At 32.9% G+C, this 26,844-nt stretch carries 22 protein-coding genes and 2 tRNA genes; 8 read left to right on the top strand and 16 right to left on the bottom strand.

What is annotated here, in order from left to right; translation table 11 throughout:
* The first annotated feature begins 34 nt into the window (after positions 1-34).
* From ABD859_RS06295 to ABD859_RS06285, 3 genes are all read left to right on the top strand, one after another.
* Positions 35-358 carry an SUF system Fe-S cluster assembly protein gene (locus ABD859_RS06295; protein ID WP_012023258.1) on the top strand — a complete coding sequence of 108 codons (324 nt, stop codon included), beginning with the start codon at positions 35-37 and terminating at the stop codon, positions 356-358.
* Positions 359-429: 71 nt separating this feature from the next.
* Positions 430-939 carry a DUF2480 family protein gene (locus ABD859_RS06290; RefSeq protein WP_345143871.1) on the top strand — a complete coding sequence of 170 codons (510 nt, stop codon included), beginning with the start codon at positions 430-432 and terminating at the stop codon, positions 937-939.
* Between the two features lie 78 nt (positions 940-1,017).
* Positions 1,018-1,968, top strand: a complete 951-nt coding sequence (locus tag ABD859_RS06285; RefSeq protein WP_345141744.1) for a DUF3078 domain-containing protein — start codon at positions 1,018-1,020, stop codon at positions 1,966-1,968.
* Between the two features lie 51 nt (positions 1,969-2,019).
* Here the strand turns inward: ABD859_RS06285 and hflX are convergent, their stop codons facing one another.
* The 13 genes from hflX to ABD859_RS06220 form a co-directional block, all read right to left on the bottom strand.
* Positions 2,020-3,249 (bottom strand): GTPase HflX, encoded by a 1,230-nt coding sequence (gene hflX, locus ABD859_RS06280; RefSeq protein ID WP_345141738.1) that lies wholly within the window; start codon positions 3,247-3,249, stop codon positions 2,020-2,022.
* 150 nt (positions 3,250-3,399) lie between these two features.
* Positions 3,400-4,257 (bottom strand): hypothetical protein, encoded by an 858-nt coding sequence (locus ABD859_RS06275; protein ID WP_345141736.1) that lies wholly within the window; start codon positions 4,255-4,257, stop codon positions 3,400-3,402.
* 166 nt (positions 4,258-4,423) lie between these two features.
* Positions 4,424-5,410: a hypothetical protein gene (locus ABD859_RS06270; RefSeq protein ID WP_345141734.1), complete on the bottom strand. Its 987-nt coding sequence runs from the start codon at positions 5,408-5,410 to the stop codon at positions 4,424-4,426.
* Between the two features lie 2 nt (positions 5,411-5,412).
* Positions 5,413-6,330 carry a hypothetical protein gene (locus ABD859_RS06265; RefSeq protein WP_345141732.1) on the bottom strand — a complete coding sequence of 306 codons (918 nt, stop codon included), beginning with the start codon at positions 6,328-6,330 and terminating at the stop codon, positions 5,413-5,415.
* 80 nt (positions 6,331-6,410) lie between these two features.
* On the bottom strand, positions 6,411-7,319 hold the full coding sequence (locus ABD859_RS06260) for a hypothetical protein (protein WP_345141730.1): 909 nt from the start codon (positions 7,317-7,319) through the stop codon (positions 6,411-6,413).
* A gap of 89 nt (positions 7,320-7,408) precedes the next feature.
* Entirely contained in the window at positions 7,409-10,267 is a 2,859-nt protein-coding gene (locus ABD859_RS06255; RefSeq protein ID WP_345141727.1) for an OmpA family protein, read from the bottom strand.
* Positions 10,268-10,269: 2 nt separating this feature from the next.
* The gene (locus ABD859_RS06250) at positions 10,270-10,767 is read right to left on the bottom strand and encodes a DUF4280 domain-containing protein (RefSeq protein WP_345141724.1); all 498 of its coding nucleotides are present in this window, start codon (positions 10,765-10,767) and stop codon (positions 10,270-10,272) included.
* A gap of 11 nt (positions 10,768-10,778) precedes the next feature.
* Positions 10,779-12,014 (bottom strand): hypothetical protein, encoded by a 1,236-nt coding sequence (locus ABD859_RS06245; RefSeq protein WP_345141721.1) that lies wholly within the window; start codon positions 12,012-12,014, stop codon positions 10,779-10,781.
* 95 nt (positions 12,015-12,109) lie between these two features.
* On the bottom strand, positions 12,110-13,459 hold the full coding sequence (locus tag ABD859_RS06240) for a DUF5689 domain-containing protein (RefSeq protein ID WP_345141718.1): 1,350 nt from the start codon (positions 13,457-13,459) through the stop codon (positions 12,110-12,112).
* An 18-nt stretch (positions 13,460-13,477) separates the two neighbouring features.
* Positions 13,478-16,294 (bottom strand): TonB-dependent receptor, encoded by a 2,817-nt coding sequence (locus ABD859_RS06235; protein WP_345141715.1) that lies wholly within the window; start codon positions 16,292-16,294, stop codon positions 13,478-13,480.
* Positions 16,295-16,458: 164 nt separating this feature from the next.
* On the bottom strand, positions 16,459-17,676 hold the full coding sequence (locus ABD859_RS06230; RefSeq protein WP_345141712.1) for an MFS transporter: 1,218 nt from the start codon (positions 17,674-17,676) through the stop codon (positions 16,459-16,461).
* A gap of 237 nt (positions 17,677-17,913) precedes the next feature.
* Positions 17,914-18,954 carry a Gfo/Idh/MocA family oxidoreductase gene (locus ABD859_RS06225; RefSeq protein WP_345141709.1) on the bottom strand — a complete coding sequence of 347 codons (1,041 nt, stop codon included), beginning with the start codon at positions 18,952-18,954 and terminating at the stop codon, positions 17,914-17,916.
* Between the two features lie 156 nt (positions 18,955-19,110).
* Positions 19,111-20,181, bottom strand: coding sequence for an NADH:flavin oxidoreductase/NADH oxidase (locus ABD859_RS06220; RefSeq protein ID WP_345141706.1), 1,071 nt, complete (start codon positions 20,179-20,181; stop codon positions 19,111-19,113).
* A 200-nt stretch (positions 20,182-20,381) separates the two neighbouring features.
* Here ABD859_RS06220 and rseP point away from each other — a divergent pair, with 200 nt between their 5' ends.
* The 4 genes from rseP to ABD859_RS06200 all read left to right on the top strand — a co-directional run bounded on the left by rseP (position 20,382) and on the right by ABD859_RS06200 (position 22,541).
* Positions 20,382-21,725 carry an RIP metalloprotease RseP gene (gene rseP, locus ABD859_RS06215; RefSeq protein ID WP_345141703.1) on the top strand — a complete coding sequence of 448 codons (1,344 nt, stop codon included), beginning with the start codon at positions 20,382-20,384 and terminating at the stop codon, positions 21,723-21,725.
* Positions 21,726-21,808: 83 nt separating this feature from the next.
* A tRNA-Asn gene (locus ABD859_RS06210) sits at positions 21,809-21,882 on the top strand.
* A gap of 38 nt (positions 21,883-21,920) precedes the next feature.
* Positions 21,921-21,994 (top strand) — tRNA-Asn (locus ABD859_RS06205).
* Positions 21,995-22,214: 220 nt separating this feature from the next.
* The gene (locus ABD859_RS06200) at positions 22,215-22,541 is read left to right on the top strand and encodes a magnetosome magnetite crystal formation protein family (protein WP_345141700.1); all 327 of its coding nucleotides are present in this window, start codon (positions 22,215-22,217) and stop codon (positions 22,539-22,541) included.
* A gap of 87 nt (positions 22,542-22,628) precedes the next feature.
* Here ABD859_RS06200 and ABD859_RS06195 read toward each other — a convergent pair whose 3' ends face one another.
* From ABD859_RS06195 to ABD859_RS06185, 3 genes are all read right to left on the bottom strand, one after another.
* Complete coding sequence (locus ABD859_RS06195; RefSeq protein ID WP_345141697.1) at positions 22,629-23,318, bottom strand: hypothetical protein; 690 nt, start codon at positions 23,316-23,318, stop codon at positions 22,629-22,631.
* 172 nt (positions 23,319-23,490) lie between these two features.
* Complete coding sequence (gene dinD, locus ABD859_RS06190) at positions 23,491-24,327, bottom strand: DNA damage-inducible protein D (protein WP_345141694.1); 837 nt, start codon at positions 24,325-24,327, stop codon at positions 23,491-23,493.
* Positions 24,328-24,545: 218 nt separating this feature from the next.
* Positions 24,546-25,742, bottom strand: a complete 1,197-nt coding sequence (locus ABD859_RS06185) for a C1 family peptidase (protein ID WP_345141691.1) — start codon at positions 25,740-25,742, stop codon at positions 24,546-24,548.
* 243 nt (positions 25,743-25,985) lie between these two features.
* Here ABD859_RS06185 and ABD859_RS06180 point away from each other — a divergent pair, with 243 nt between their 5' ends.
* Complete coding sequence (locus ABD859_RS06180; RefSeq protein WP_345141688.1) at positions 25,986-26,783, top strand: AraC family transcriptional regulator; 798 nt, start codon at positions 25,986-25,988, stop codon at positions 26,781-26,783.
* The last annotated feature ends 61 nt before the right edge of the window (positions 26,784-26,844 follow it).

Raw genomic sequence — 26,844 nt, 5'->3', positions numbered from 1 at the left:
TTAATACCTTAATGGTGAAAAACAAATACAAAAAATGGAACAAGAAATAGACACAAACGAATTAGGAGAATCAATCGTAAGAGTTTTAAAAGGCATTTACGATCCTGAGATTCCTGTAGATATTTACGAATTAGGATTAATTTACGACGTAATGGTAAATACCGATTACGAAGTAAAAATCTTAATGACATTGACTTCACCAAACTGCCCGGTTGCAGAAAGTTTACCTAGAGAAGTGGAAGAAAAAGTAAAAACAATCGAAAACATTAAAGATGTAGACGTAGAAATTACTTTCGATCCTCCTTGGAGCAAAGATTTAATGAGCGAAGAAGCGAAGTTAGAATTAGGAATGCTTTAAAAATATTTGTTTCAGGTTTAAAGTTTCAGGTTACTCAACTTGAAACTTTAAACTTGAAACCAACTTTTCACATGGAAGAAATCATCAATAAAGTTGCCAACAGCGCATTAGAAGTATTCGATTTGGAAGATTATTATCCAAAAGGATTTCGTGTGCAGATTGACATTTCGCAATGGCTTTTAGAAGGATTTTTATTAAAAGAAAAAGACTTTAGAGAGCATCTTAAAAATCACGACTGGTCACAATATCAAGATCAATATGTGGCTGTACACTGCAGTACAGACGCGATAATTCCCGCTTGGGCATTAATTTTGGTAAGCGTTCATTTGGCGCCTTTTGCTAAAAAAGTCGTTAACGGAACAATCGAAGATCTAGACGCTAGTCTATACGAAGAAATCTTAAGTAAAATCGATTATTCTGTTTACAAAAGTAAACCCGTTATTGTAAAAGGCTGTTCCAGAAAACCAGTTCCAATGAGAGCTTATATTTTGGCAACAACTTACTTACAGCCATTTGCCCGAAGTATTATGTATGGCGAAGCTTGTTCGGCAGTGCCTCTATACAAGGAATCTAAGAAATAACCTGCATTTACAAGCAATTAAGGGCCCGTTTTAAATTGGTTTTTAGTATATTTGATAATATACTTAAATTAAATAACCATGAGAAAGCTGGCATTTTTACTATGCATCGTGGCGAACTTTACTTTTGTTCAGGCACAAAATTCAGAAAAAGAATTAGTACAAAACACAGAAAAAGCTGTAAAAAAAATCAACGATACAATTGAAGAAGAAGGTTGGAAAGCAAAAGGAACCGTTTCTCTTTTATTAAACCAATCCAGCTTCAATAACTGGATTGCTGGTGGTGAAGACAGCTTCTCAGGAACTTTAGGAATAAACTACGACTTTAATTATAAAAAAGACGATTTAACCTGGGACAACAAACTTCTTGCTTCATACGGGCTTTTACAAACTAAAAACACTGATTTCGGAAAGAAAACCGATGACCGCCTTGAATTCAATTCAATTCTTGGAAAAAGAGCTTTTGGCGAATGGTATTACTCTTATTTCGTAAATTTTAGAACCCAATTTACAACTGGTTATATTTACGGTCAGGATGCTAATGGAAAAGAAATTAGAACTGAACAAACTAAATTCATGTCTCCAGGATATCTCACCACTGGACCCGGTATTTATTGGTCAAAAGATGATAATCTTAAAATAAACTTTGCGCCGCTGACTTCAAAATTTACTTTTGTAGACAATGCTTATACAAGTGGAATTGACAGGTTTACCGGTTTACCGTATGTAGATGGCGACTATTTTGGAGTTGACGAAGGAAAAACGATGCGTTACGAGCTGGGTTTTTATGCTTCTGTTTATTATAAATTGGCCATTATGACCAATGTTACGGCAGAAAACACCTTGAATCTTTATTCCAATTATCTTGAAGATCCACAAAATGTAGACATTAATTACTCGCTGAATATTATCATGAAAGTAAACAAATTCTTGTCGGCAAATTTCGCATTTCAAGCTATTTATGATGATAATGCTTTCAGAGGACTTCAAACCAGACAAGTGTTTGGTCTGGGAATTAATTTCGGATTCTAATATAAAATCAATAAAAAACGGCTTTTGATGATTCAAAAGCCGTTTTTTATTTTATTCTTCTTCCTTTTCAATCGCATCCTTATAATCAGGATACAGGAAATTATTATAAGGAAATCTTGTAATATGGATCTGACGAACAGCTTCATAGACTGTTTCCCTGAATTCTTCAAAATTTTCTTTTTGAGTCGCTGATATAAACAAAGCTTTATCCTCACCTACATTACTCATCCAGGTTTGTTTCCATTCATCAAGTATCCAGTGTTTTCTGGTTCTTTCTGTAATTAGATCGTCTTCATCAATTGTCAGATGTTTGTAAGCATCGATTTTATTAAAAACCATAATTGTTGGTTTATCGTTGCTTTTGATTTCCTGTAAAATCTGATTTACAGATTCAATATGGTCTTCAAAATCAGGATGCGAAATATCTACCACATGCAAAAGTAAATCGGCCTCGCGAACCTCATCAAGCGTACTTTTAAAAGAATCTACTAATTGTGTCGGCAATTTTCGAATAAATCCAACGGTATCTGAAAGCAAAAACGGAAGGTTTTTAATTACTACCTTTCGAACCGTTGTATCAAGAGTTGCAAACAATTTATTTTCTACAAAAACCTCACTTTTACCAATGGCATTCATCAAAGTCGATTTTCCAACATTGGTATAACCCACGAGCGCTACACGAACCATTGCTCCACGGTTGCTTCGCTGAATACTCATTTGTCTGTCAATCGTTTTGATTTTCTCTTTTAACTGCGAAATTCGGTCACGCACAATTCGTCGGTCTGTCTCAATCTCTGTTTCTCCCGGACCACGCATACCAATTCCCCCTTTTTGGCGCTCAAGGTGAGTCCATAAACCAGAAAGTCTTGGCAGTAAATAAATACATTGTGCCAATTCTACCTGCGTTCTTGCATAAGATGTCTCGGCTCTTTGCGCAAAAATATCCAGAATCAGGTTGGTTCTGTCAAGGATTTTACAGTCTATAATTCTTGAAATATTTTTTTGCTGTGAAGGCGATAATTCATCATCAAAAATTACTGTCGATATTTTGTTTTCTTTTACAAAAAGATTGATTTCTTCTATTTTTCCCGTACCAACGAAAGTCTTTGGATTTGGGCGTTCCATTTTTTGCGAAAAGCGTTTAATAACTTCTCCGCCTGCGGTGAAAGTCAAAAACTCTAATTCGTCTAAATATTCGTTAAGTTTTTCCTCACTTTGGTTTTGAGTTACGATACCTACAACGACCGTTTTCTCAAAATTTATAACTTCTTTCTCTAACATATCTTAAAATAAGGCTACAAATTTAATCATTTGTAAACTACTACAATTATAGAATTTCAATTTTAAATTCATTTCAAAAAAATAAACCATTTACAAATCAGTTTTAAAACTTGATTTTATAAATGGTTTAAAAAGTTAGTTAAAATTTAATTACTCGTAAATAAACGTTTTTTCAGTTTTTACAATTCCGTTTTCTTCAATTTGAGAACACGAAATTGGAAAATTTAATTTGTTGTATTTGTATTTTCTGCTTACCGCAACTAAGGCCGTAGAAGAAGGACTGAAATTCATTTCGTTGTTGTATGAAATTGATTCAAAAGCAAATTCATCTTCATGATAAGAAATCATTGGTACAATTACTTTGTAATTATCTCCAAAAAGGCTTTGAACGATTAACTGATCTACTGATTTTTTATCATCATAAGTATATGATTTAGAAATTTTATCTCCCACTAATCCTTTATGTCTAGATACGTTATCGTTTACATAAACATACTCTAGTTTTCCAATAATCGCTTTATTTCTATCGCGTGAAGTACGTCTTACAATGATTCCGTTTTCAATAAGATATTCAATATCATCAACTAAATTCTGGTGGTTTGTGCTCTTTTTAGTCGTTACTTTTACTCTTGCTCCTTCATATACAAAAGAAACCACTTTAGTAATATAATTAGGTCCTTCCTGATATTTTTTAACAAATTTGGTAATGTTGTTATCAGCGTCGTAAGTATAATTTATTACTTCTTTCCAGTCGCTTCCAATTTTATCTTTTACAGTCATATCCAGCAGTCCGCCTTTGTTGTAGTAAAAATGCTGTACGACATCTGAAGTTGTAATAGTTTGAAGTTTACCATCTTTAAAAACCATTGTTTTATTAACAATTTCGCCGTCTTTAGAATTTTGGTAATTTGTTTTTACAATGTTGATCTGCTTTAGTCTAACATTATCCTGACTATGCATCAAGAATGGAAACACCATCATTACGATGGCAATAAAGTAGGTTTTCATGTTGTTTTTGTATTTAAATTTGGGATGACCAAAATACAAAATTCAATTAAATTTTAAGGATTTGAAATACAAAAACTACAAACTTTTCAATAAAACTTTAAAAATCAACCCATTATTTACCAAATTAAAAAACAAAATTTACTTTTCCTCAAAAATTTTTATATCATCATCTCAAAATTTTAAGTTCATTTTCTCCTTCTGGTATATACAAATAATATTTTCGGAACTTTGCTCTTACAGCTTCCTCGTCTTTATATTTACCCCACAAAACTGATTTACCTCTCATTATTTTCTCTAAACTTTTGAGTTCTAAACTTACTAATTTACCATTGCCATAAAGTTTAACAGTATAATTTTCTATTGGTTCAAGTTTGAAAGTTGAATTTGTAAAAGGAAGCAGATAAGCCTCTAGATTTTCTTGCAATTCTGTTTTATTACTATACTCGCTTTGACAAGTTTCTTTTTCTTTTAATTCTAAAAAAGAAAAATAATCATCTACTCTTTTCTCGTTAATTATGTTCCATTGTTTTTTGTAAAAATCCACTACTTTTTCTTTTAATATTTCTTTGTCCCATTTACTTAAATCTCGAGCTTTATCTAAACTGTTAAAATCGTATGGTACAACAACATTAAAAGTAAAAGTAGCCTCATAGTAAGTTTTACCAGAACCCTCGAATTTACTTTTTTCATAACCATCAATATTTTTAAATGAAACAATTGGAGTAACATAACTAGTTATTTCCTTTCCTTTTAAATCTCTTTTTACATTATCAGATTCTTCTATATCTATTTTCATATCAGTTTCATCTGTAAATGTTGAAAAATCAAAATCCTTATTATCATCTATAGCATACAATTTTACGGTTACTTTCTGAATACCGCTTTTAAAGATATAATTGTTAATACGAATCGTTCCACCGTCAACCATTTCTTTGAAATTTTTATTAACAGGAATATCATTTACAAGTATTTCTGAATAGCAAATGTTTTGCTCATAAGTTAAATAATACATTGGCTCATAAGTGTACCTTTTTGTATTATTACTCATTATTTCAATATAATTTTTACTTGTTAAATTGCTCATTTTTTTATTTTGAGAACAAGCTGAAAAACATAATGCAAGACCAAAAAATATAAATTTTAAAAATCTCATTTCTAGTATATTTTAAATTCTGTTTCTCCTTTTGGAATATAAAAATAGCTATTGCAGAACAAGGTTTCAATTCCTTCTCCTCTGTTGAATTTTGCCCATAATGCTGTATTTCCTCTTACTCTTGGATCTTTAGAATTCTGCATCAAGGCAACCAGCCTGCCCTCTGCAAAAAACACCAATTTATAATCCTCAATAGGCTGCATTTCAAATGTTGGTTGCTTATAAACTTCCATAAGCATAGTCCAAACATCATTTATATATTCACGATTTTGATATTCGGCCACAAATTGATTTCTTAAACCATCATAAGATGTTCTAGCAATATTGTCATATTCCTTATTCTGATAAATATTTTTTACTTTACTATATTCATAAAGGAGCTTTTTCTCCAATATTTTTTTGTCCCAGTCTCGCAAATCACGCGCATTTTCAAAACCTTCAACTTCGTAAGGAATCGTTGCATTAAATGTAAAACTAGCTTCATAGTAATCTTTACCAGTAGCTATAAACCTTGTTTTTTTATAACCGTCAACTTCGTACGTAGATAATGGCGTTACATAAGTGAGGACTTCCTTTCCTTTTAAATCCTGTTTTCTATTGTCTGCTACCGTAATATCAATTTTCATATTAGTATCCCAAGCTAGAGCCTGTAAATCTCTCAAACCGTGCTTTCCCGCAGGATGCATCCTCAACGTTATCTTTTGAATGCCGCTCTTAAAAATACAATTGTTAATTTCAAATGTGCCTCCATCGACTAATTCCTTAAAATTTTCATTAATGGGAATATCATTTAGCAATATCTCTGAATAACATATGTTTTGCTCATAACTTAAAAAATACATAGGTTCATAGTCATAGCGTTTTACTTCTGAGGATAATTTATTGACAATATTTTTTTCTGTAATTTCTGTATTCTGCATGATAGTTTCTGTTTTGTTTTGAGAACAGCCACAGAAACATACCATCAGCAGAGTAAAAAACAATTTATGCCTCATCACCATTATCTTATAATTTCAAACTCTGTTCCGCCTTTTGGCATATATATATAAAATTTTAGAAAATCTGCCATTCTATCCTTATCATATTTTGCCCATAAAGCAGACTCTCCTCTTAAATTTTTATCCTGACTTTTGAGTTCTAAGCAAACTAGCTTTCCATCACCATACAATTTGAGTTCATAGTTCTCCAATGGCTGAATGTTATAATCTTTGATGGTAAAAGCCTCTGTATAAGAGTCTAAAATTTCTTGCAATTCTTGTTTATTACAAAATAAGCTTTGGCGTGTTTCTTTTTCCTTCAATTCTAAAAATGAAAAATAATCATCTTCTCTTTTTTCATTAAGGATATTCCATTGCTTCTTATAGAAACTAACAACCCTTTTTTCGAGTATATCTTTATCCCATTTGCTTAAATCCTCGGCTCTGTTTAAAGTGTTGAACTCATATGGCACAGTAGCATTAAACGTAAAACTGGCTTCAAAATAGTTTTTCCCCGTTGCTATAAACTGGGTTCTTTCATATCCATATTTTACAATCGGAGCTAACGGAGTTATATAACTAGCAATTTCTTTCCCTTTTAAATCTCGTTTTCTATTGTCAGATTCTGTTATTTCAATTTTCATATTTGTTCTATCTGTTAAAGTTAGAAAATCAAAATCCTTAGTTTTACCAACAGCATATAATCGAAACGTTACTTTTTGAACACCGCTCTTAAAAATAAAGTCGTTAATAGGCATTGTCCATCCATCACCTATTTCGGCAAAATTTTTATTTACTGGGATATCGTTTACCAGTATTTCTGAATAACAAATATTTTGTTCATAAGTTAAATAATACATTGGTTCATAATCATAGCGTTTTATGCTCTTGAATATATTTTCGATATAGTTTTTACTTGTTAAATTGCTCATTTTCTCTGTATTTGTGTTAGTGCTTTCCTTGCATGAGAGGAATATAAAAAGTGACGTTAAAAGTATGACAGTGTTTCTCATAATTTCTATTATTGTGGTTTTGTATTATTAAATAGATAAATTATACCTAAAGAAATTGTATGACCTTCTAGAACCGTAAAATCTATAGGTTTGCCCTCATTAGCAGAATAACCTATTGGTTTCTTATTTTTAGGTTTTACTCTACCATTTGCTTGAAAAGTTCCTTTCAGCCCAGAGAACTTCATTTTTTTTTCCATAAATAAGCCTTGCCCCCCTTTTTTATCATACCCAAATTTTGTTATTAGGATAGCTTCACATGCTAAATCTAGTTTGATGTGTGCCGTAACTTTTGTTTCTATAGGAGTAAACTTAAACAGTTCTCTCTCAAGATCAGTCTCAAACGATACAGTACCTTTTATTCTCTTGCTATAGGCTGTTGTATTGTTCTGTACTAATTCGCTAAATTTATCTTTTAAGCTATATTGTTCCGTTAAGACATTATATAGAACATTTTGTTCTAAATTTATTTCGCCGACAATAGTTAATGTAAACGTTACATCGTTATTACCTATTTTAGCTAAAATCTCACTTATAGCTTCATTAGCTTCTTTTTTATCTTTATTGGTTTCATGTTTATGACCTTCATCATAGAGCAGACTTTTTAAATTGAATTTTCTCTCGAAGTTTATAGCAACTAAAGGGTCAGCTTTTATATTCGCTTCAAGAATTAATGCCATTCTTCTATCTTGCATTAACTTGTAATACATTCCTGTATTTATAGCAATTGATGACGGCACTAATTTGGCACCGACTTCCTTTACATATTTTGAAACTTCATTTGCTTTACTGGTTATTTTGAGTATTTTCCCTTTTGCACTTCCACCCTCCGTAAGATAAATCATTAGTAAATCTATTATGATTCCCACAGCAACCATTTCGTAAATTATAAGTGCTGCAATACGGCGTGTTGTACTATCGGTTTTTATAAAATCAAGTTCAGTTCCTTTAAGATTTAAAGGTTGCTCTCTTTTTTCAAGCTCGCGATCATAAATTGCATGTAATCCTACATCATAAATTAAAGCTGAACCTCTAACATAACCTAGAAAAATTTTTTCTGTAAGCCAGTATGCCGGAAAAAATGCCAAAATCTTATCTATTAAAGAATTTGATATTTCATTTATTTCCTCCTTAATACCATTTTTTAGTTCTAACTTTTTGTTATGGAAATAATAAGGTGCTTTTGCAGGTTCGTGTTGATCTTCGTGATGCGTATAATTATACTGAAAATGTCCAATCCAAACAATATCAGGATAAGCATTAATAGCAAGAGTTGGATTAGTATTCAAAGAATAATAGGCGCAGGAATTTAAGTAATAATGATATATGTTTTTATATGTTTTGCCAAATGAAAGTGAATCCGATATTTTTGGAGTAGTTGGCGTTCTTGAATGCAATTTTACATTTACATTATTTGCTCCTTTTTTTTCTATTAGATCATGAGATTCTTTCTTATTATAGCTGTCACGAGAAATTAATTGATTCGTATGATCTTTTGTTTTATGACACGCCTTTCTACTAAAGTCCTCAATACTTATTTTTATATCCCCTGGCTTTTTATAACTTGGCACAATAAGATCGTGTACAAGTGTTTGAGCATCGTTTTCGAAAAGTTTAAATCGCAAAGTGGTTCTTCGATTTTCCTGATGGAGTTCTTCTGAAATATTTTCTCCTTGATGAATTAATTTTGTTTTACCATATCCTTTTGCAGAAATCAGGTTTTTATCTACGCCTTGTGATATTAAATATTTTACAACAGAATCTGCTCTTTTTACAGACAACTCTAAATTGTATTCGTCTGTTCCTCTATTATCTGTATGAGCGCCTAACTCAACAGGAAGTAAAGGCGGTTCTTTTAAGTAAACAGCTACTTTGTCTAAAATAGGTTTTGCATCATTACGAATTTCCCATTTATCAAAATCGTAATGTATTTTCTCTAAAATATCAAACTTATCATCTGGATTTGCTCTGCGAATAAACTTTCCTTCATCAAATATCAGGTCATCATCTTCATTATATCCAATCCTAATTTTTGCAAATTTGCAGCTTCCGGGATTTTTTTCGTATTTTTTTGATTTTCCTACTTTTGCCTTATTGTTTCCTGTATCAATTTTAGGAAGAATGAATTCGGTTTTGTTTTTTATGCGCAAGTAACGCGCATGATAAACATCGTTATTATAGTCTTTTATATATTCTTTTGCTTCCGGATTCTTAACCTTTATATAGAAATCTTCAATTTCATTTTTATGTTTAATATTCCAATTGGAAGTATCATTAAGAATCACATTAATTTCACCATTTATAACAGGAACTTTGGTATAGACTTTTATTAATTCGTCGTCCTCAACTTTTTGACCGCCTTTTACTCTACGATGCACTTCTATAATTAAATTATTACAGCCGTTTAATCCTTCTGTTTTTAAATGAAGATAAACGGGATGTCCGTAACAAAAATAATGAGACAATCTCACATCCGTACCTTTTGTTTCAGTTGCCCAGGCACTAGAAATAATTCTGGGTTCGCACCAGCCGCTAATAAGTAAACCCGCAGATTTTGAATATTCTAAACTTGGTAAATTTACCTGCAGATAGTAAAGAAAGGGCCCACAAAGATTTTTAGGCAGTTTTATACCATAAGTATCCTCTCCTTTTTTTGTAGTTTTTAGAACACTTTCTCTTGGATTATTTGTTTGAAAATGCCATAATACATTTCTCTTTTTATCATCTGGATTTGTATCATTATACCATTCTGAAATTTTAAAATATACAAATTGATCAGCCTGTATAACCGTCCTTTGATCTGGAACTGAAAGACTGCTTACTATTTTACCTTCGCCAGTCCATTCAATTTTTTTTATTCCTTTTGCCATGATTAATTTTGTTCTATTCCGTTAAAATTAAATTCTGGTTTTCCTGCCTCATGTAGTTTTAATAATGGGTTTATTCTATTTTGCACATCGGGATCTGCTTTTTGAAAATTTTGTACAGAAGGTTCAGAAACCTGCCCATGTTTTACAATTTCTATACAGTTAGGAGTGCCCATTGAACAAGTTGCTTTACTGTCTTCAAGCAGAACTTTACCTTCATTACTAAGTGTTATTTTTTCATAGGGATTTTTCCATTCCGTCAAATCAACTATGCAAACTTTGTATTGATCATTACCCAAAGGCTGTTTTCTGCAGCTTCCAAATGAATTTAGCTCGAATGTCTTTCCGATTTCTTTTGTTGTTGCCTGTAATTTTTTTGCACTTCCTTTATCATTAGCAAAATGTTTTGAGTGTGTTTTTACTTTTAAAATATCTGTTTTTCCTTCTTTACTCCAAGCGCATTTACAAACTGCACCTTGCACTACCATGTGTTTTTCTCCCATTTCGTTTGTTTTTAAAAATAAAATTTGACAATTCCATAGACTAAAAGAGCTACAATTACAATAATCGCAATAAGCATCCATTTTATTTCCTGCTCTGTTTCTTGAGGTTTTCTATCTACGGATATATACAGCTCATTTCCAGTATCAAGAATTAATTTTCCCTGTTCATCCAGATTAGATATTACAATTGTAATTTTTTGCGGCACATCGAGTTCTATGGCGCATTCCAGAAAAAGACTTTCTACGGTATTAGTATTGGGGTCTAAAAAATAATGGGCTTCAAAAGTTCCTTGCAATTTTTCAGATTCTACTGTTTCTGAAATGTAATGTGAAAAAGGTAACCCATTTTCAAAGTCATCTTTGCTTCTGTTATCAGAAAGAAGTCCTTTTTGTGTTATGTTAACAAGATTATATTGGTCTACTGCCGGCAAAATAGTTTGTTCAACAATAAACTTTACATCTCTCAATTTATGAGAAACAGGAAATGAAATTGTATTTTGAAACTTTAATGCTTCTTTATACTCGATATTTAGTCCATTAAAAAATGCTCTTAAAAACCAATCATTACTAAATGATTCTCTAATAATATCGTCATGTTCTAATTTATTTTCAAAAGCCTTCAACCGCTCTTTAACAGCATTTCCGTTAAAATCGCTAAGTATCTCATTTTTTAAATTATACCAACGATTGCGTACTGAGTCAAAATTGTAAATATCAATCCACTTTCCATCAGAATCCACAACAATTTCCAAAGGATAAAATATTGATGCCGTTTTTTCTGCTAATTCATCCGAAGGGCTTTTAGAATAATTATCATTAATGTATAAAGCTTTTCTATCAATTTCAATTAAAGAATATTCATTAGAATCTGTAGCCAGCCACTTAACATTAATTTCTTCTTTTATAGAATGTCTCTCATTACCTTTTTCAATAATGTACATTGCCAGATAATTTTTATCTAGATGCGCCGGAAGAAATGGCAGTTTAAAATCTTTAGAAGAAAAATGTATTTTTTCGCGATATGCTTCTTGTGCTTGTTTTTCTTCTTCTGACTGAAGTATGAGAAGTTTTAGATGATTTGGGAAAGAGCGCCCAATACAATCTTCTAAAGGACAGTATGTATTATGATAACTCCTTAACTGGTAAACTTCAATATCTAATTTCGCAGCAACGCTTTCAAGAGTATCGCCTACTTCTATTTCATATGTAAAGTAATCATTATATGAAAACGGAACAACATAAGTCATTTCTCATAAATTTAAAAATCAAATATAGGAATTATTTTACAATTAAAACAATTCAGAATACAATAATCTACAATATTATATTTGTAGAAAATAATTTACTTTTCTCCAAAAATCTTCACATCATCAACCATAAAAGCACCGTTTAGTGTTTTATCTTTTCCTGCACCTACATATCTAAATGCAATATTTATATTTCCTGAATAAGCAGATAAATCAATTCCTCCGGAACTTATAAATTCTCGTGAAGGGGTGGAAAGAACAGGAACTTTGGCTTCCAGTTTTGTCCATTTTGCTTTCGTTACACTCGATCCGTCAAAATTGGTTGAAACATAAACTTCCAGTGTATTTAATGGCGAATCTACTTTTAAATCATGCTGAGCACTTCTAAAAGAGAGAACCGCATTTTTGTAACCTGTTAAATTAATTTTAGGCGAAACCAGCCAGGCAATATTTTCTGCTGCTGTTGTACTTGTGGTATTAAATTCGGCATAACCGTTTCCGGCATACACCATGCTTTTCCATAGTTTTGTTGCTTTTTCGACAATATTACTCCAGCCTGGCATCGCAAAATTGACATTGTTTTTAACTGACTGAAAATCTTCTGCAAAAAAGGGAACATTTCTTTTTCCATTCATTACAATATCATTTTCATATCGTACCATAAATTGATAATCCGATCCAAATTTGGTTAAAATACCTCTGGCTTTTCCACTTCCTTCGGGTACAAAATGATCTGCAAATTTTGCATAACTGCTGGTTCTAAAAATAATCTGATTTCCGGTTTTATCCCTTAAATACCAGTTTGTAGATCCTCCTACATTATTTGATTCTTCAAAATAATGACGTCCAATGGCTGATTCAGTAAACTCTACGTCATTTAATTCTATCAGCGTGTTTAATTTGCTGTCGTTTAGAGCTTCTTCTACAGTTAGTGATTGTACGAGTTCATTTTCATCAATAATAGTGCACGAAGCATTAAGAACATTTTTATATTCATTTTGAGAAATCCTGCCCACTGTTGGATCTCCAGCATTACTCACATATAGACTTCCAACTCGCAGACCTCCATAATACAAATCTGTAAACTGATTTTTTAGTTTTACATATACTTTGTTTCCAACTCTGTAATCGATATAAGTATTTGATGCATCCAATGGAACGCTAAAACCAATTGCAGGATTTTTAGACGTTGCTTTGGTCTGCAGTGAAATGTTTTTAAAGAAATTTCCACCTTCATCACTAGAAATGACATAAGCTTCTATTACATCATCATATAAATATTGTTTTGCTGTCGGTCCCGAAAGTTCGTAGACTTTTTCGACTGTTTTGTTTACTTTAAAATCCGGCTGAGTACAAGCAAGATGTGGTGTTTCGATTTCATTATTACAACTTATAATGAGCAATAATGTTATTCCTAAAAATAAACTTGAAAAGATGTTTTTCATAATAAATTAGTTTTCGATTTATAAACCAATTGTGAGATTTAAAAAATAAGTTCTTCCGTAACCGTAGTAATATTTTGGTCCAAATGATGGCATTCCACTTGACACATCTTGATTTAAAGCCCTAAAATTGGCATTCCGAGGCTGCTCAAAACCACCTGTTTTATAAACGGAATTCAAAACATTATTAACGCTGGCAAAAAGGCCAATATATTTTTTGTAAATGCGCCAGGATTTTCCACCATTAATATTTAATAAGGTTATGGGATCAAATTTTTCTTGTTTCAATAATTCATTTCCTCTTTCAGAAGTCGCTTCAGGAAAAGGAAAACCATTTGCCGGATTAATGTAAAATTGAGAAGTTCTAGAAATAGGCGAAACGTCAATATAATTATCTGTCAAATAATTGATATTAGTTCCAATCCACCAAAATTTTGGATCTCGATATTCTAAGCCAAGCGAAAAAGCATTTTGAGGCGTTCCTGCTTGTTTGTAGTTTTTAAGATAGGCTTTTCCAAAATCAAAAGTGGTTTGTGCTCCTTCTTTTACTGCATTTGCATCATTTGTTATTGATACATTTGGATTACTATTATAAATATAATTTCCGTAAGCAGCACTTAAAGTTGTTTTTAGAGTAGATGTAATTTGATATTCAAAACTCAATTCTGCACCTGTGTTTTTCTTATCGAGTTTGGTTAAAGTCTGACTCACAAAAGCGTCTGTAGGATCATAGCCTGCTCCGTTATCAAAAATTCCTTCAGCATAGAAAAAAGAAGTTTTTGACGTGTTTTTAATTAAAGTATAGTAAGCTGTTAATCGGAGTTTTAGTTTTGGAGAACTATAAACATAATTAGCTTCGGCACTGCTTATATTTTCACTTTCAATCCCGTTTACGATATTATTATTTAAACGTGAATTCGAAAATGTATTTCGCAGAGAAGGCGCTCTGGTAAGATGTGCTCCATTAAAAAACAGCCACTGTCTGCCCGATATTTTATAGGTAAATCCGCCTTTAAATCCAAAATTCTCAAAATTTACTTTATCGCTTTTTCCTAAAGAATTGGTTGGATAAAGTCCGTTTTGATACAATCCTTCTCGCTGATAATTGGACATCGAATAAGATTGCGCCAGATAAAATTCGGTTTTATTATATGAAAATTTAAATTGAGTAAAAGCATTTATAACATTCGATAAAAAATTATAATTATAGCCGTAAATATCTCCCGCTTTTACCTGTCTGTTTGGATTTTGCAAATCAGACTGTGCTTGATCTCCTTTGTAAAACGGATCAATATCATCAAAATATTTTCCTCCCAGAAGATCCAGCAAATATTGAAAATTATGCGATTTCAAATTCTGATAGGCAATTCCTCCATCAAAAGAAATGTTAGGAGTAATTTGTGTATTTAAATTAGAATTTACTGCAAAAGTTTTATCATCTGTTCTGTCTTCATACAAAACATAATGACTTTGTGCCGGTTCGTAACCATTTGTTCCCGGTTTTTGATTGGCCAGATACATGGCATTCCAATCGATTTGAGAATTAGCTAGAAATGTCTCTCTGCTTTTTTCTGCATTTTCATAATCGGGTGTGAAAGCTCCCGAAAATTCTCCCTGATCTTTTGCATAAAGTGAGCTGAAATAGCTTGGCATTTTTCTATAATAAACCGGATCCGGACTGTCTGCATTTTGATAATCAATATTGGTATTCCCAACTTTTCCAAACTGATACATAACGCCTGAATTCAGGTTTGTTTTTTCATCAATTTTAAAATAATGATTCAGCATAAACAGTGGTTCTTCAACGGTTTTAACCCTTCCGTTTCTTTGTTTATTATTCTGAAATCCCCAATATGAATTGTATTTTTCGCCCATCAAATTCGTGACTTCGGCTGTATTTGGAGAGTTTTTCCCTCTGGAATTAGGTGTGTAAAATCCGGTAAGATTGAGCGAATGTTTATTATTTAGTCTTTTTTCTACACTCATAAAAAAAGAATCAGCATTAAAGTTTGTTCCTTCAAAATATCCTTCGTCTGCCCATCTTTTTCCGGCAGAAACTACATAAGCCCAGCCAGACGAATCCATACCTGAAGCATACGTTCCAATGCCGCGCAGACTATACGTTGTATTACTTCCTGAAAAGGTAAACTGTGCACCTTTTCGATATAGCGAAGCACGTGTAAATATTTGCTGTGTTCCTAAAATGCCTCCAAAAGTATAATTTGAAGCTACGGTTCCTACCGAAAATTCCTGATTACGAAGTACATTATTTAGTCCGCCCCAATTGTTCCATTGCGGTCTTCCGTCGTAGATTTTATTCATCGTCATGCCGTTAAGCATCATGGTTCCGTTTTCACTGTCGAGTCCGCGGACTCTAAATCGTGCCTGACCCCAATTGAATGCAGAAGCCTGCATAAAAGCATCTTTTGAAGACTGCAAAAGCCCGGAAGTCATTTCTGAAGAACTATTATCTTCAGACAAGTCGCTGTCTAATAATGTGATTAATGCTGCCGGTACTTCGTCAGAATAAATATCTTCTAACTGTAAAACTCCCAGATATACAATCTGACCAAAATTAGAATGAATTTTGAGCAGTAAATCTTTGCAGTCCTGACTATGAATTAAAAGTAATTGCTCTCCTTCTATAGAAGAATGCAGTTCAAATCTGCCGGTTTTAGAAGTGAGTTTGGTTATAGAAGAGTTTTGAATGCTTACTACAACATTTTCCAGAGGATTTTGGGTTTTAGAATCAACAACAACTCCTCTAAAAACTGTTTCTTGTGCAAAAGCAAAACTAAAAGACCCTAAAATAAAAAAGGCAATGTATTTTTTTACCATTAAAAATTCCAATTTACTTTGAAAATTGATTTTCGGATAATAATCCTATTCAAAAGATAAAATTGGTTTTTAGAAATGGTTTTGTCTCGTTTGCAATACAAACAACAGAAAGTTCAAATATAGAAACTTTATTTTTAAAAGAAAATAAATTCTTACAAAAAAACTTAAGAGGAAGGTCTAATTTTAGAAACCATAAAAGCAATCAGCACTCCAAAAATCCCGATAAAGGCAAAAGAAAACTGAAGTCCGAAGTTTTGAGCAATGTGTCCAATAACCGGAGGTCCCATTAAAAACCCTAAGAAACTCACGCTTGAAACTATCGTTAAAGCTTCGCCCGCAGGAACTGTTGGATTTTTCCCTGCCAGGCTGTAAACCGTTGGCACAATTGTAGCAACTCCTAGACCTACTGCCATAAAAGCAATGATACAAGGAATAATATAAGGTAGAAAAACAGCTGTAAAAAGTCCAACAGAAATCATAACACCGCTGATTTGCATAACGCGTTCGCGTCCAAATTTATTGATCATTCCGTCGCCTAAAAATCTTCCGCCGGCCATCATAATCATAAATGAGGTATATCCTAAAACAACCAAAGGTCCCGGCGCCTGCACAATATCTTTAAAATAAACACCGCTCCAGTCAAACATTACACCTTCGCTGGCCATACTGCAAAAACCAATTACTCCCAGCCAAAGCAAAGCGCTGTCTGGTTTTGCAAACATTTTTTTCTTTTCGGTATTGTGTTTGATTTTTTCTTTGGCACGAATCAAAAATTTAAAATTAAAAGCGACCATTGTTAATACGACTCCGCCCACAATCATAAAATGATGTAAAGGCGATAAATCTAAAGCAAGCATTCCTAAACCAATTAAAGCACCTGTAAATCCGGCAAAACTCCACATTCCATGAAAAGAAGACATGATCGTTTTTTTGAATAAAACTTCGGTATAAACCCCTTGTGTATTTACCGCGATATTGGCTAAGTTTCCAAAAATTCCAAATAAAAATAAACCTAACGACAATTGTAAAGCAGTTGTAGCCAATCCTAAATTGGTTAAACTGAAGACATACATTATTAAAGAAAAAATTAAAACACGATGACTTCCAAATTTAGTAACCATTTTTCCCGAAAACGGCATTACAATAAGCTGCCCCATTGGAAGTGCAAAAAGTATAGAACCTAAATCGCCTTCTGTTAAATGAAGCGCGGTTTTAATATCCGGAATTCGGCTGGCCCAGGTTGCAAAACTCAATCCCATTCCGAAATAAAACATTCCTACAGCAAAACGAATTCGGTTTAAATAAGAAGCTTTTGCTTCTCTAAAAACTTTCTTGATTTTTCCTTTTGTCTGGAAAAGCTGTAATGGATTGAAGTTTATCAAAATTAATGTCTTTAAGGATTATGTTATAAAATTACAAAAAAGCAGCACATTTACTTAAAAGTACGAATTGTTCGTTTATTTACAACGTTATTGTTTATAAATTACTTCTTTTTGCCCGCAGATTTTACTGATTTAAACTCATTTTTGAAAGGCGATATTTTCATATTTCAAACAAAAAAAAAGACGCACTGCTGTGCGTCTCTACGATTAATCGAAATGTATATTTTATTGTAGATGTTATAAATTAATCACGGTGCGCTGTGCATTACTTGCAATAGCCGCTTCGATAATCTGCATTACTTTTACACCGTCTTGAGCTGTAACGGGTTCTTCTGTATCGTTTGTAATAGAATTGAAAACGCCGTCAAAAAACGAAAAGTAATTTCCTTTTAGCGTAGACACTTTTTCGCGAATCACTTTTCCGTCTATTTCAGTGTGCAGAATACCTTGTAAATCTTCCGATTCTGTTCCCCAGGATTCTAAATTTGGTTTTTCTCCAATTTTTAAATCATCTTCCTGAACGTCTCCGCGAGGTTTTAAAAAAGAACCTTTTTTTCCGTGAACGGTATAAGCAGGATTAGCTTCTCTGACAAAAAATCCAGCTTTTATACGCACTCTGAAATCATCGTAAATTAACAATAAATCAATCCAGTCATCTACTAAAGAATTTTCTCTGGTTATTCTGATATCTCCAAAAACAGATTTTGGAGAACCAAATAAACAAACTGCCTGATCGATAATATGAGGCCCTAAATCTTTTAAAACTCCTGCACCGTCGTTGGCCGTTTCTTTATGTGCCTTTGGACTTAATAATGGATTGTATCGGTCAAAATGGAATTCAGCTTCTACTAAATCTCCTAAAACACCGTCGTTTATAATTTTTTGAACGGTTTTAAAATCGCTGTCCCATCTTCGGTTTTGAAAAACGGCTAGTTTTACTCTTTTTTCTTCGGCAATCTGAGCCAGTTCCTGAGCTTCTGCGACTGTTGTTGTAAAAGCTTTTTCGACCACGGCATGTTTTCCGGCTAAAAGCACTTTTTTTGCATATTCGTAATGTGTTCCTACAGGCGTGTTTACGATTACTAAATCGACATCATCTTCCAGCAAATCATCTATTGAAGGATAGCTTTTTACGTATGGATAATCTTCCTGAATTAGTTTTTTGGTTCTTTCCCAAGATCCTAACAATTCAAATCCGGGATGAATATCTAAAAATGGCGCGTGAAAAACTTTTCCCGACATTCCGTATGACAATAGTGCTGTTTTTATTTTTTGCATTTTTTATATTTTTTTTGCCACAGATTAAATTGATTTACACAGATTTTTTGTTTGCCACGAATTTCACGAATTTGCATTAATTTTTCTAATCCAAAATTTAATTAATACGATTCAAGGTATAATCCTTTTAATCTCTGAAATCTGTGGCTAATAAAATTAAAGTTTAGCTCTTTCGTATTGTTTTGGCCATTCAATATCGTCGTTTAATGCTGCGACGAAATCTAAAGGTAAATTTGGATTTCTTAATGATTCTCTGGCGAATAAAATTAAATCGGCCTGACCTTTATTTAAAATTTCTTCGGCTTGTTTCGCCTCGGTAATTAAACCAACAGCTCCAGTTGAAATATGGGCTTCAGTTTTTACTTTTTCTGCAAATGGAACCTGATAACCTGGTCCAAGTGTAATTTTTTGATGTGAAACTAATCCTCCAGATGAAACATCGATTAAATCTACTCCTTTTTCTTTTAATATTTTTGAAAGCTGTACAGATTCTTCGGGATTCCATCCATTTTCTGCCCAGTCTGTTGCAGAGATTCTAACAAATAACGGAAGGTCTTTAGGCCATTCTTGTTGTACTGCTTCTAAAATTTCGAGTGTAAATCGAATTCTGTTTTCAAAACTGCCTCCGTATTCATCCGTTCTTACGTTTGTTAGAGGCGATAAAAACTGGTGCAGTAAATATCCGTGTGCCGCATGAATTTCCAAAACCTGATATCCGGCTTCTATAACTCTTTTTGCGGCTGTTTTAAAATCAGAAATTACTTTTTGGATTCCGTTTTTATCTAAAGCTTCGGGAAGAAAAGGCTCGTTGTCATGATAAGCGATCGTACTTGGCGCAACAGTCTGCCATCCGCCTTGAGCGAAATCTAACTTTTTATTACCAAGCCACGGAGCCGAAACAGAGGCTTTTCTGCCTGCATGCGCCAGCTGAATTCCGGGAATTGAATTTTGAGAAACAATAAATTCATTTATTTGTTTTAGTTTTTCGATATGCTCATCTTTCCAGATTCCAAGATCAGAGGGAGAAATTCGGGCTTCTGGAGAAACTGCTGTGGCTTCCTGAATAATTAATCCGGCTCCGCCTGTGGCACGGCTTCCTAAATGAACCAGATGCCAGTCGTTTGCAAATCCGTCAACGGCAGAATACTGGCACATTGGCGAAATTGCAATTCTATTTTTTAAGGTGATGTTTTTTATAGTTAATGGAGAAAATAATTGTGAAGACATATATGTAACATTTTATAGTTAAGGGCTACCAATTATATATGAAAGCCTTTTAAAAAGTAAAGTTACTCTATCTTGATAAAAGGAGAAATCGAAATGTTTATTAATTAACAAACATTTAAAACCTTAAGTAGTATCTTGCGGTATTAAATTAAATAAGAAAACGCTACTTTTGTGCGTTAAATACGAACTAAAAATTTACAATGGATATAGTTATCAAACTCTCTCAATTTTTATTGAGTTTATCTTTACTTATTATTCTTCATGAATTAGGGCATTTTATCCCGGCAAAATTGTTTAAAACGAGAGTTGAAAAATTTTACTTATTTTTTGATGTTAAATATTCGCTGTTAAAAAAGAAAATTGGCGAAACTGAATACGGAATTGGATGGTTACCGCTTGGAGGTTACGTGAAAATTTCGGGAATGATTGATGAGAGTATGGACAAAGAGCAGATGGCTCTTCCGCCTCAGCCATGGGAATTTCGTTCTAAACCAGCCTGGCAGCGTTTAATTATTATGCTTGGCGGTGTTACAGTAAACTTTATTCTGGCGTTTATTATTTATATAGGAATGGCATTTGCTTACGGTGATACGTATATTGCCAATTCTGATTTAAAAGATGGTGTGGCTATTGACAATCCTGCAATGCTTAAAGCCGGATTTAAAACGGGTGACAAAATAATGTCTATTGACGGAAAAAAGGTTGAGAATTTTGACAGTGATATGAACATGAACATTATCATGGCAAAACAGGTTCTTATTGAAAGAAACGGTGAACAGCAGACTATTAAAATGCCAACAGATTTTGTAGACCAATTATCTAAACATGAAAAAGGTTTATTAGTTGGCATTAGAATGCCTTTTGTTGTGGGTAAACTTTCTGAGGAATCTGAAAATACAGCTTTAAAACCAAAAGATTTAATTGTGAGCCTTAATGGTCAAAAAATTAAATATTTTGATGAAGCAAAAGTTATTTTAGAAAGTAACAAAGGAAAATCTATTCCTGCCGTTGTTTTACGTGATTTAAAAGAAACTCCTATTACTTTAAAGGTTTCTAATGCAGGAAAACTTGGCGTAGGTGTTGGTGCATTAGGAATGGATTCTTTAGAAAAATTAGGTTATTATAAAGTAAGCACAAAAGAATATGGTTTCTTCGAATCGATTCCGGTTGGTCTTGAAAAAGGAAAAGATCAATTAGTAGGTTACGGAAAACAATTGAAAATGATTTTTAATCCAGAAACAAAAGCATACAAACAAGTAGGTGGTTTTGCTGCGATTTATAATATTTTTCCAAGTTCTTGGAGCTGGGAAGTATTCTGGTCAATCACGGCATTATTATCGATTATGCTTGGAGTTATGAATTTATTGCCAATTCCGGCACTTGATGGCGGACACGTTATGTTTTTATTGTATGAAATAATAAGCGGCAAAAAACCAAGCGACAAATTCCTAGAGAATGCGCAAATGGTTGGTTTTGTTTTACTTATTTCACTACTACTGTTTGCTAACGGTAACGACATTTACAAGGCCATTGTAGGCAAGTAAAAAAAAGTCAAAAAAAGAGTGAAAATGTTTTTGAGAAACTAAAAATAGTTTTATATTTGCACTCGCTAAAAAGAGCAACAACTTCCTCCTTAGCTCAGTTGGTTAGAGCATCTGACTGTTAATCAGAGGGTCCTTGGTTCGAGCCCAAGAGGGGGAGCAACTTTTTTTAGCAAACATATTTACCTTTAAGGTGATTCCTCCTTAGCTCAGTTGGTTAGAGCATCTGACTGTTAATCAGAGGGTCCTTGGTTCGAGCCCAAGAGGGGGAGCTTAAAAAAAAAGACGATCAAATTGATCGTCTTTTTTTTTACCTATTTATATTACCTCCACTGAAAGGAATTCAAGCAATGGTTAACAAAACTACTGTGATCTGTCCAAATTCAGGATTCAAAAAAGTCTTATCTTGATACATTTTAAACCTATCTGTCCTGTTTAAAAAAGCTAATGTTGATATTTTTGCACAAAATTTAATATTTAAAATATAACAAAATGAATAATAAAACATTAGCCATTGTTTCTTACATAACCATAATTGGATGGTTAGTATCTTTCTTCTCTTCTAATTCGCCTAGAGATCCGCTGGTAAAATATCACCAAAAACAATCTTTTGGATTATATGTAATCGCAATTGCGTATAATGTAATTGTACAGATCGTAGCAAGAATTATTCCTTCATTAGCATCGATTTTAAGCTTAGTAAGTTTAGTTTTTCTAATTCTTATAATTATAGGAGCAATTAACGCAAGTAAAGAAAAAGAAACTCCACTGCCTTTAATTGGAAAAATCTTCGAAAACAAATTTGGTTTTATTAACTAAATATTGGTTTTGCAAAAAACAAAAAAAGACTATCGATTGATAGTCTTTTTTTGTTATATCACTTTCTCGAAATGACAGATCTATACTTTAATTTCTTGCAACTTTACTGTGCCTTGTTATATCGTTGGCTGTATTTTTACTTTCAAACAAAAGCATGGCTTCATTAGCTTTGTCAATTTGGTTAATTGCTTTTAAAGATTCGGCGTATCTGTAATAATAGACGGTTTCGATTTCCGGATCGAGAGTTATTAATTCTCCGTAGTATTTTGCAGAAGTTTCGAAATCATTTTCAAAATAACTTTTATCGGCAACTTTTTTGAGCATATCAATTGATCTGTAGCCTTTGTCTAAAACATTTGTATAAGTATCCAGAATATCTATTTTTACAAACTTTTCTGCATAAGCCGGAGCCGTAACCTCAACTTCTACGGGCTGAATCTCGGCATTGGCTTCAACAACTTCTTTTGGCGAAACAGCGCCTGCAGACCGCACTTTTTTCTTTTTATATATTGGAGTGACCGTTCTGGTATTATTTGGCCCTAAATCGTTTGTATACACCATATCCAGCTTCGAAACTTCATATTTGGTAGTTCGCTTACCAAAAGGCATATTGATTACTTCTACAACAAGATAAGAATCAATAATTAGATCTTCGGCTGATTTGTCGTCAAACTTTGAAGCTGTTTTTTTTGTATCTGCATCGATAATCGTATAATTTGCCTGAGCAAAACTGCCTACAGAAAAAACACTTGCGATAATAGCTGCATACTTTTTCATGATATTTAAATAAGTTCATACTGCATTAACAATCTATAAAGTTACTGATTTTGTGTTACTTAATGTTTATTTTAACTGCAAAGTGTCTGTAAAAACGATTAAGTGCAAATTCCTTGTTACCAATAAAAAAGCGCTGTAATGAAAATTGCAGCGCTTTTCTATTTTTAAAACCTTATTTTTTCTTCTTAGTTTCCTTGAGAATTTTTTTATCATCGCTTTCTAATTTACGTTGTACTTTTTTAACATCTTCAGCAGGAGCAAGATTTTCAGGCACAATTCCTCTCTGTGTAAGCATATTTCTTACCGCTTTATTATTTTCAATATGTTCATTTTCTATCTTATTTTGCCCTTTTAAATCTTTACTTTGTACATTTAAACCTGTCATTTCTGCTGCTAAATCTTTAGCTTTAATACTTATAGTAGGCAAAAAATCTGCAACTGGTCTATTATCCGGAATACTCATTTTTTTCTTAAGCTGCATCGTTGATAAACGAAATAATGCTTGATCTCCTTTTGAGCGTATTACACCAAAACCTTTATTATCTATTCCGCGTTCAAACAATATCCCGGAAAGTTGTTTTTCAGTTTGAGTAAGTTTTTCTCTTGCCTTTACTCTTTCAAATTCCAACAAACGTTGCTCTATCACTTCAGCTCTTCGGGTTTGAACTGCAAAATAATTTTGGGCAAAGGCAATTTCTTCCTTACGACTATCTCCATTTTGAGCGATTAAATAACATCCATAACGCGTAAGTGCTATATCATTAATGATATGATGAGCTCCTTTACCAGCTTCTATCACCTTCCCGACTTCAGGAAAGTGATTCTCTATATCTTCTCCTGCATTTAGACAAGCATCTTTTGCTTTCTTAATTACCTTTTCAAAGTTTTCCCATTTACTATATCCAAGTAATTTTTGCAATTCCCTAGCGCTCCAGCATTCAACTCCTTCTATATTTGATGCAGCTTCTTCGAATTGAGCAAAAAGATCTATGATTTCTTGACTTTTCATATTTATCATTTTATTTATTTTTTATCTATTTTGATTTCCCACCTTCATGAAAAGAAATAAAGAAAGAAAAAACCTATACAAATATAACTTCAAAGATACATCTTATATATTTTTTTCAATCCTCAAGTATTGAAAAAAAACAAACAAGAATGTTTAACAAAAAAGCGCCGCAATTTTCATTGCAGCGCTTTTCTAATTTTAAAAAACTTAATCGAATCTTAAACCCCTAATTTCTTAGCGATTTCAGAAGGAATTCCACCTTTGTTTACCATTAAGGCAGTAGTTTTATATTTTACGAAATTTTTGGTTACAAATAAGAAACCTTTGTAGTCGTTTGTTTCTCCCCAAGAATTTTTTACGATATAATATTCTTTTCCGGTTTGATCTTTTGCAAGACCAATAATATGCATTCCGTGGTCATCTGTTGTTGTGTAGTTATCAAACGCTGCCTGACGCATTTCCGGAGTAATTTCTGGTTCTGCTTTTGGTCCGTTAAACATATCAGCTTTTTCTTCTGCAGTCATTTCGTCGAATTTCTTTGTTGGTACATACGCAACACCGTTTTTCCAGCTAAAGCTTTTTTCGCTTACGTCTGTTGCCCAAGCTACCGTATATCCTTTTTTCAATGCGTTGTCGATAACGTCTGTCATGTCGTTTACTTTTACGTTGTAAACCTGATCGAATGACCAGTTATCAGGCACCATCATAGTTGTTTTTTGGTAGTAAGGAGAAGTTGTAAATGATGACAGCTCAACGTAATCATCCGGATTAATTCCTACTACTTCTTTTGCAAAAGACTGTGGTGTGTAGTTTTTTCCTTTGTATGTAAAGTTTTCCGGCACTTTTCCTAAATAAGAATCAATAACAGCTGCGTAAGCTTTTTGCCAGTTTGGTGTTAATTCTCCGTTTGGATTTTTAACCACTGCTGCTAAAACGCCTTCGATAAGTGCTGCCATTTCGGCAAATTTATTTTTATCTGTTCCGTAGTTTAATCCTGTGTAAACTTCTCTAGGAACGGCTCCGTATTTTTTGTACATGTTTGTAACATCATGTAAAGCGCCACCGTCGCCTAAAGTAACAGCTCCGTGCATACGAACGTAATTAATTCCTTTTTCTACATAAACGTTTCTTGCAGAAAAAACCTGAGAAAGCTCAACAGGCTGTTTTCCTAAACGAATCATTTCTGATTCTAAGAAAGAGTTTGAAGCATAGCTCCAACAAGTTCCAGATGAACCCTGATTTTTTACAGATGTAGTTCCTAAGTTTACTACTTCGGTAAATTTAAAAGCTTCTTTACTTTTATCGCTTGCATTTAACTTTAATGAATTTACCAAAATGTCCTGTGCAAAACAGCCGCTTACTCCCACTAAAAAAGCAGATGCAGCAAAAACTGATTTCATCGTATTTTTATACATAATATAAAGATTTAAATAGTTGACTTATTAGTAGCCGGTATTATATTTTTGTTACAAAACAATTAAATATTCGGTAAAAAAACTATTATTTAACAGTTAATCTTTATACAATGTTTTTATTATACATTTAAATCTTACAAATTACATAAAAACGTTAATCGATTTACAATCATAAACTAATTTTGTTTTTTGCTTTTAAATAAATAGTATTTTGGTTCTCTAAATGCCACACTTTAAACCTCAATGTACGAACTCGAAAAAGAGAAATACTTAGGCAATACTAAAAATAGTTTTGCCACAGCACAAGGAATTGCTGTAGTAGAAACCGAATATAACCAAAAGGTTTACGAAGGCTGGCATTCGCATAATAATGCACATATAACACTTTTTTTAAACGGCGGCACTACCGAAAAAAGGAAAAATTTTAGTGAAACTTTAGGTCCCGGTTCACTTCTTTTTTATCATAGTGATGAACTTCATTTAAATCAGGATACACTTTTTCCATCCAGAAACATCAATATCGAAATTGAAGAAAACCTGCTCAGGGAACTTCAAATGTCTGAATCTGTACTTGAAAAATCAATTCAAAACGAAGCTTTTACTAAATTCCTGATTTTAAAGATTTTTAAGGAAACGCTTTCTGCCGATTCTTTTTCAGGCGATAATATTACGATGTTGTTTTCGCAGTTATCCGGCGCTCAAAACCATTTAGACCGTTTTGAAAAAAGTCCGTTTTGGGTAAAAAGTTTAACAGAATTACTTAATGATTCCTGGAACGAAAATCCAAACCTTCAGGATTTAGCACAGGTTTTACAAGTGCATCCTATTACAATATCGAAACATTTTCCTAAATATTTTGGCTGTACTTTGGGCGAATATATGCGTCGTATTAAAATCAACCGTTCGCTTTCGCTGATACAATCTCCGGATTCTAATTTAACCGAAATCGCTTTTCAGTGTGGTTTTTCAGATCAAAGTCATTTTATAAGAACGTTTAAAAACCAAACCGGATTTTTGCCCAAACAATTTCAAAAATTATAAAAAGGCAAATTTCATTCTATTTTTTGTTTTTGGCTCCCTTTACTTTTGCTTCAAATTAATA

The sequence above is a fragment of the Flavobacterium ginsengiterrae genome, from assembly GCF_039539785.1.
Taxonomy (GTDB): domain Bacteria; phylum Bacteroidota; class Bacteroidia; order Flavobacteriales; family Flavobacteriaceae; genus Flavobacterium; species Flavobacterium ginsengiterrae.
The sequence above is the reverse complement of the archived record's forward strand: the minus strand, read 5'-3'. Positions and strand labels throughout refer to the sequence as shown.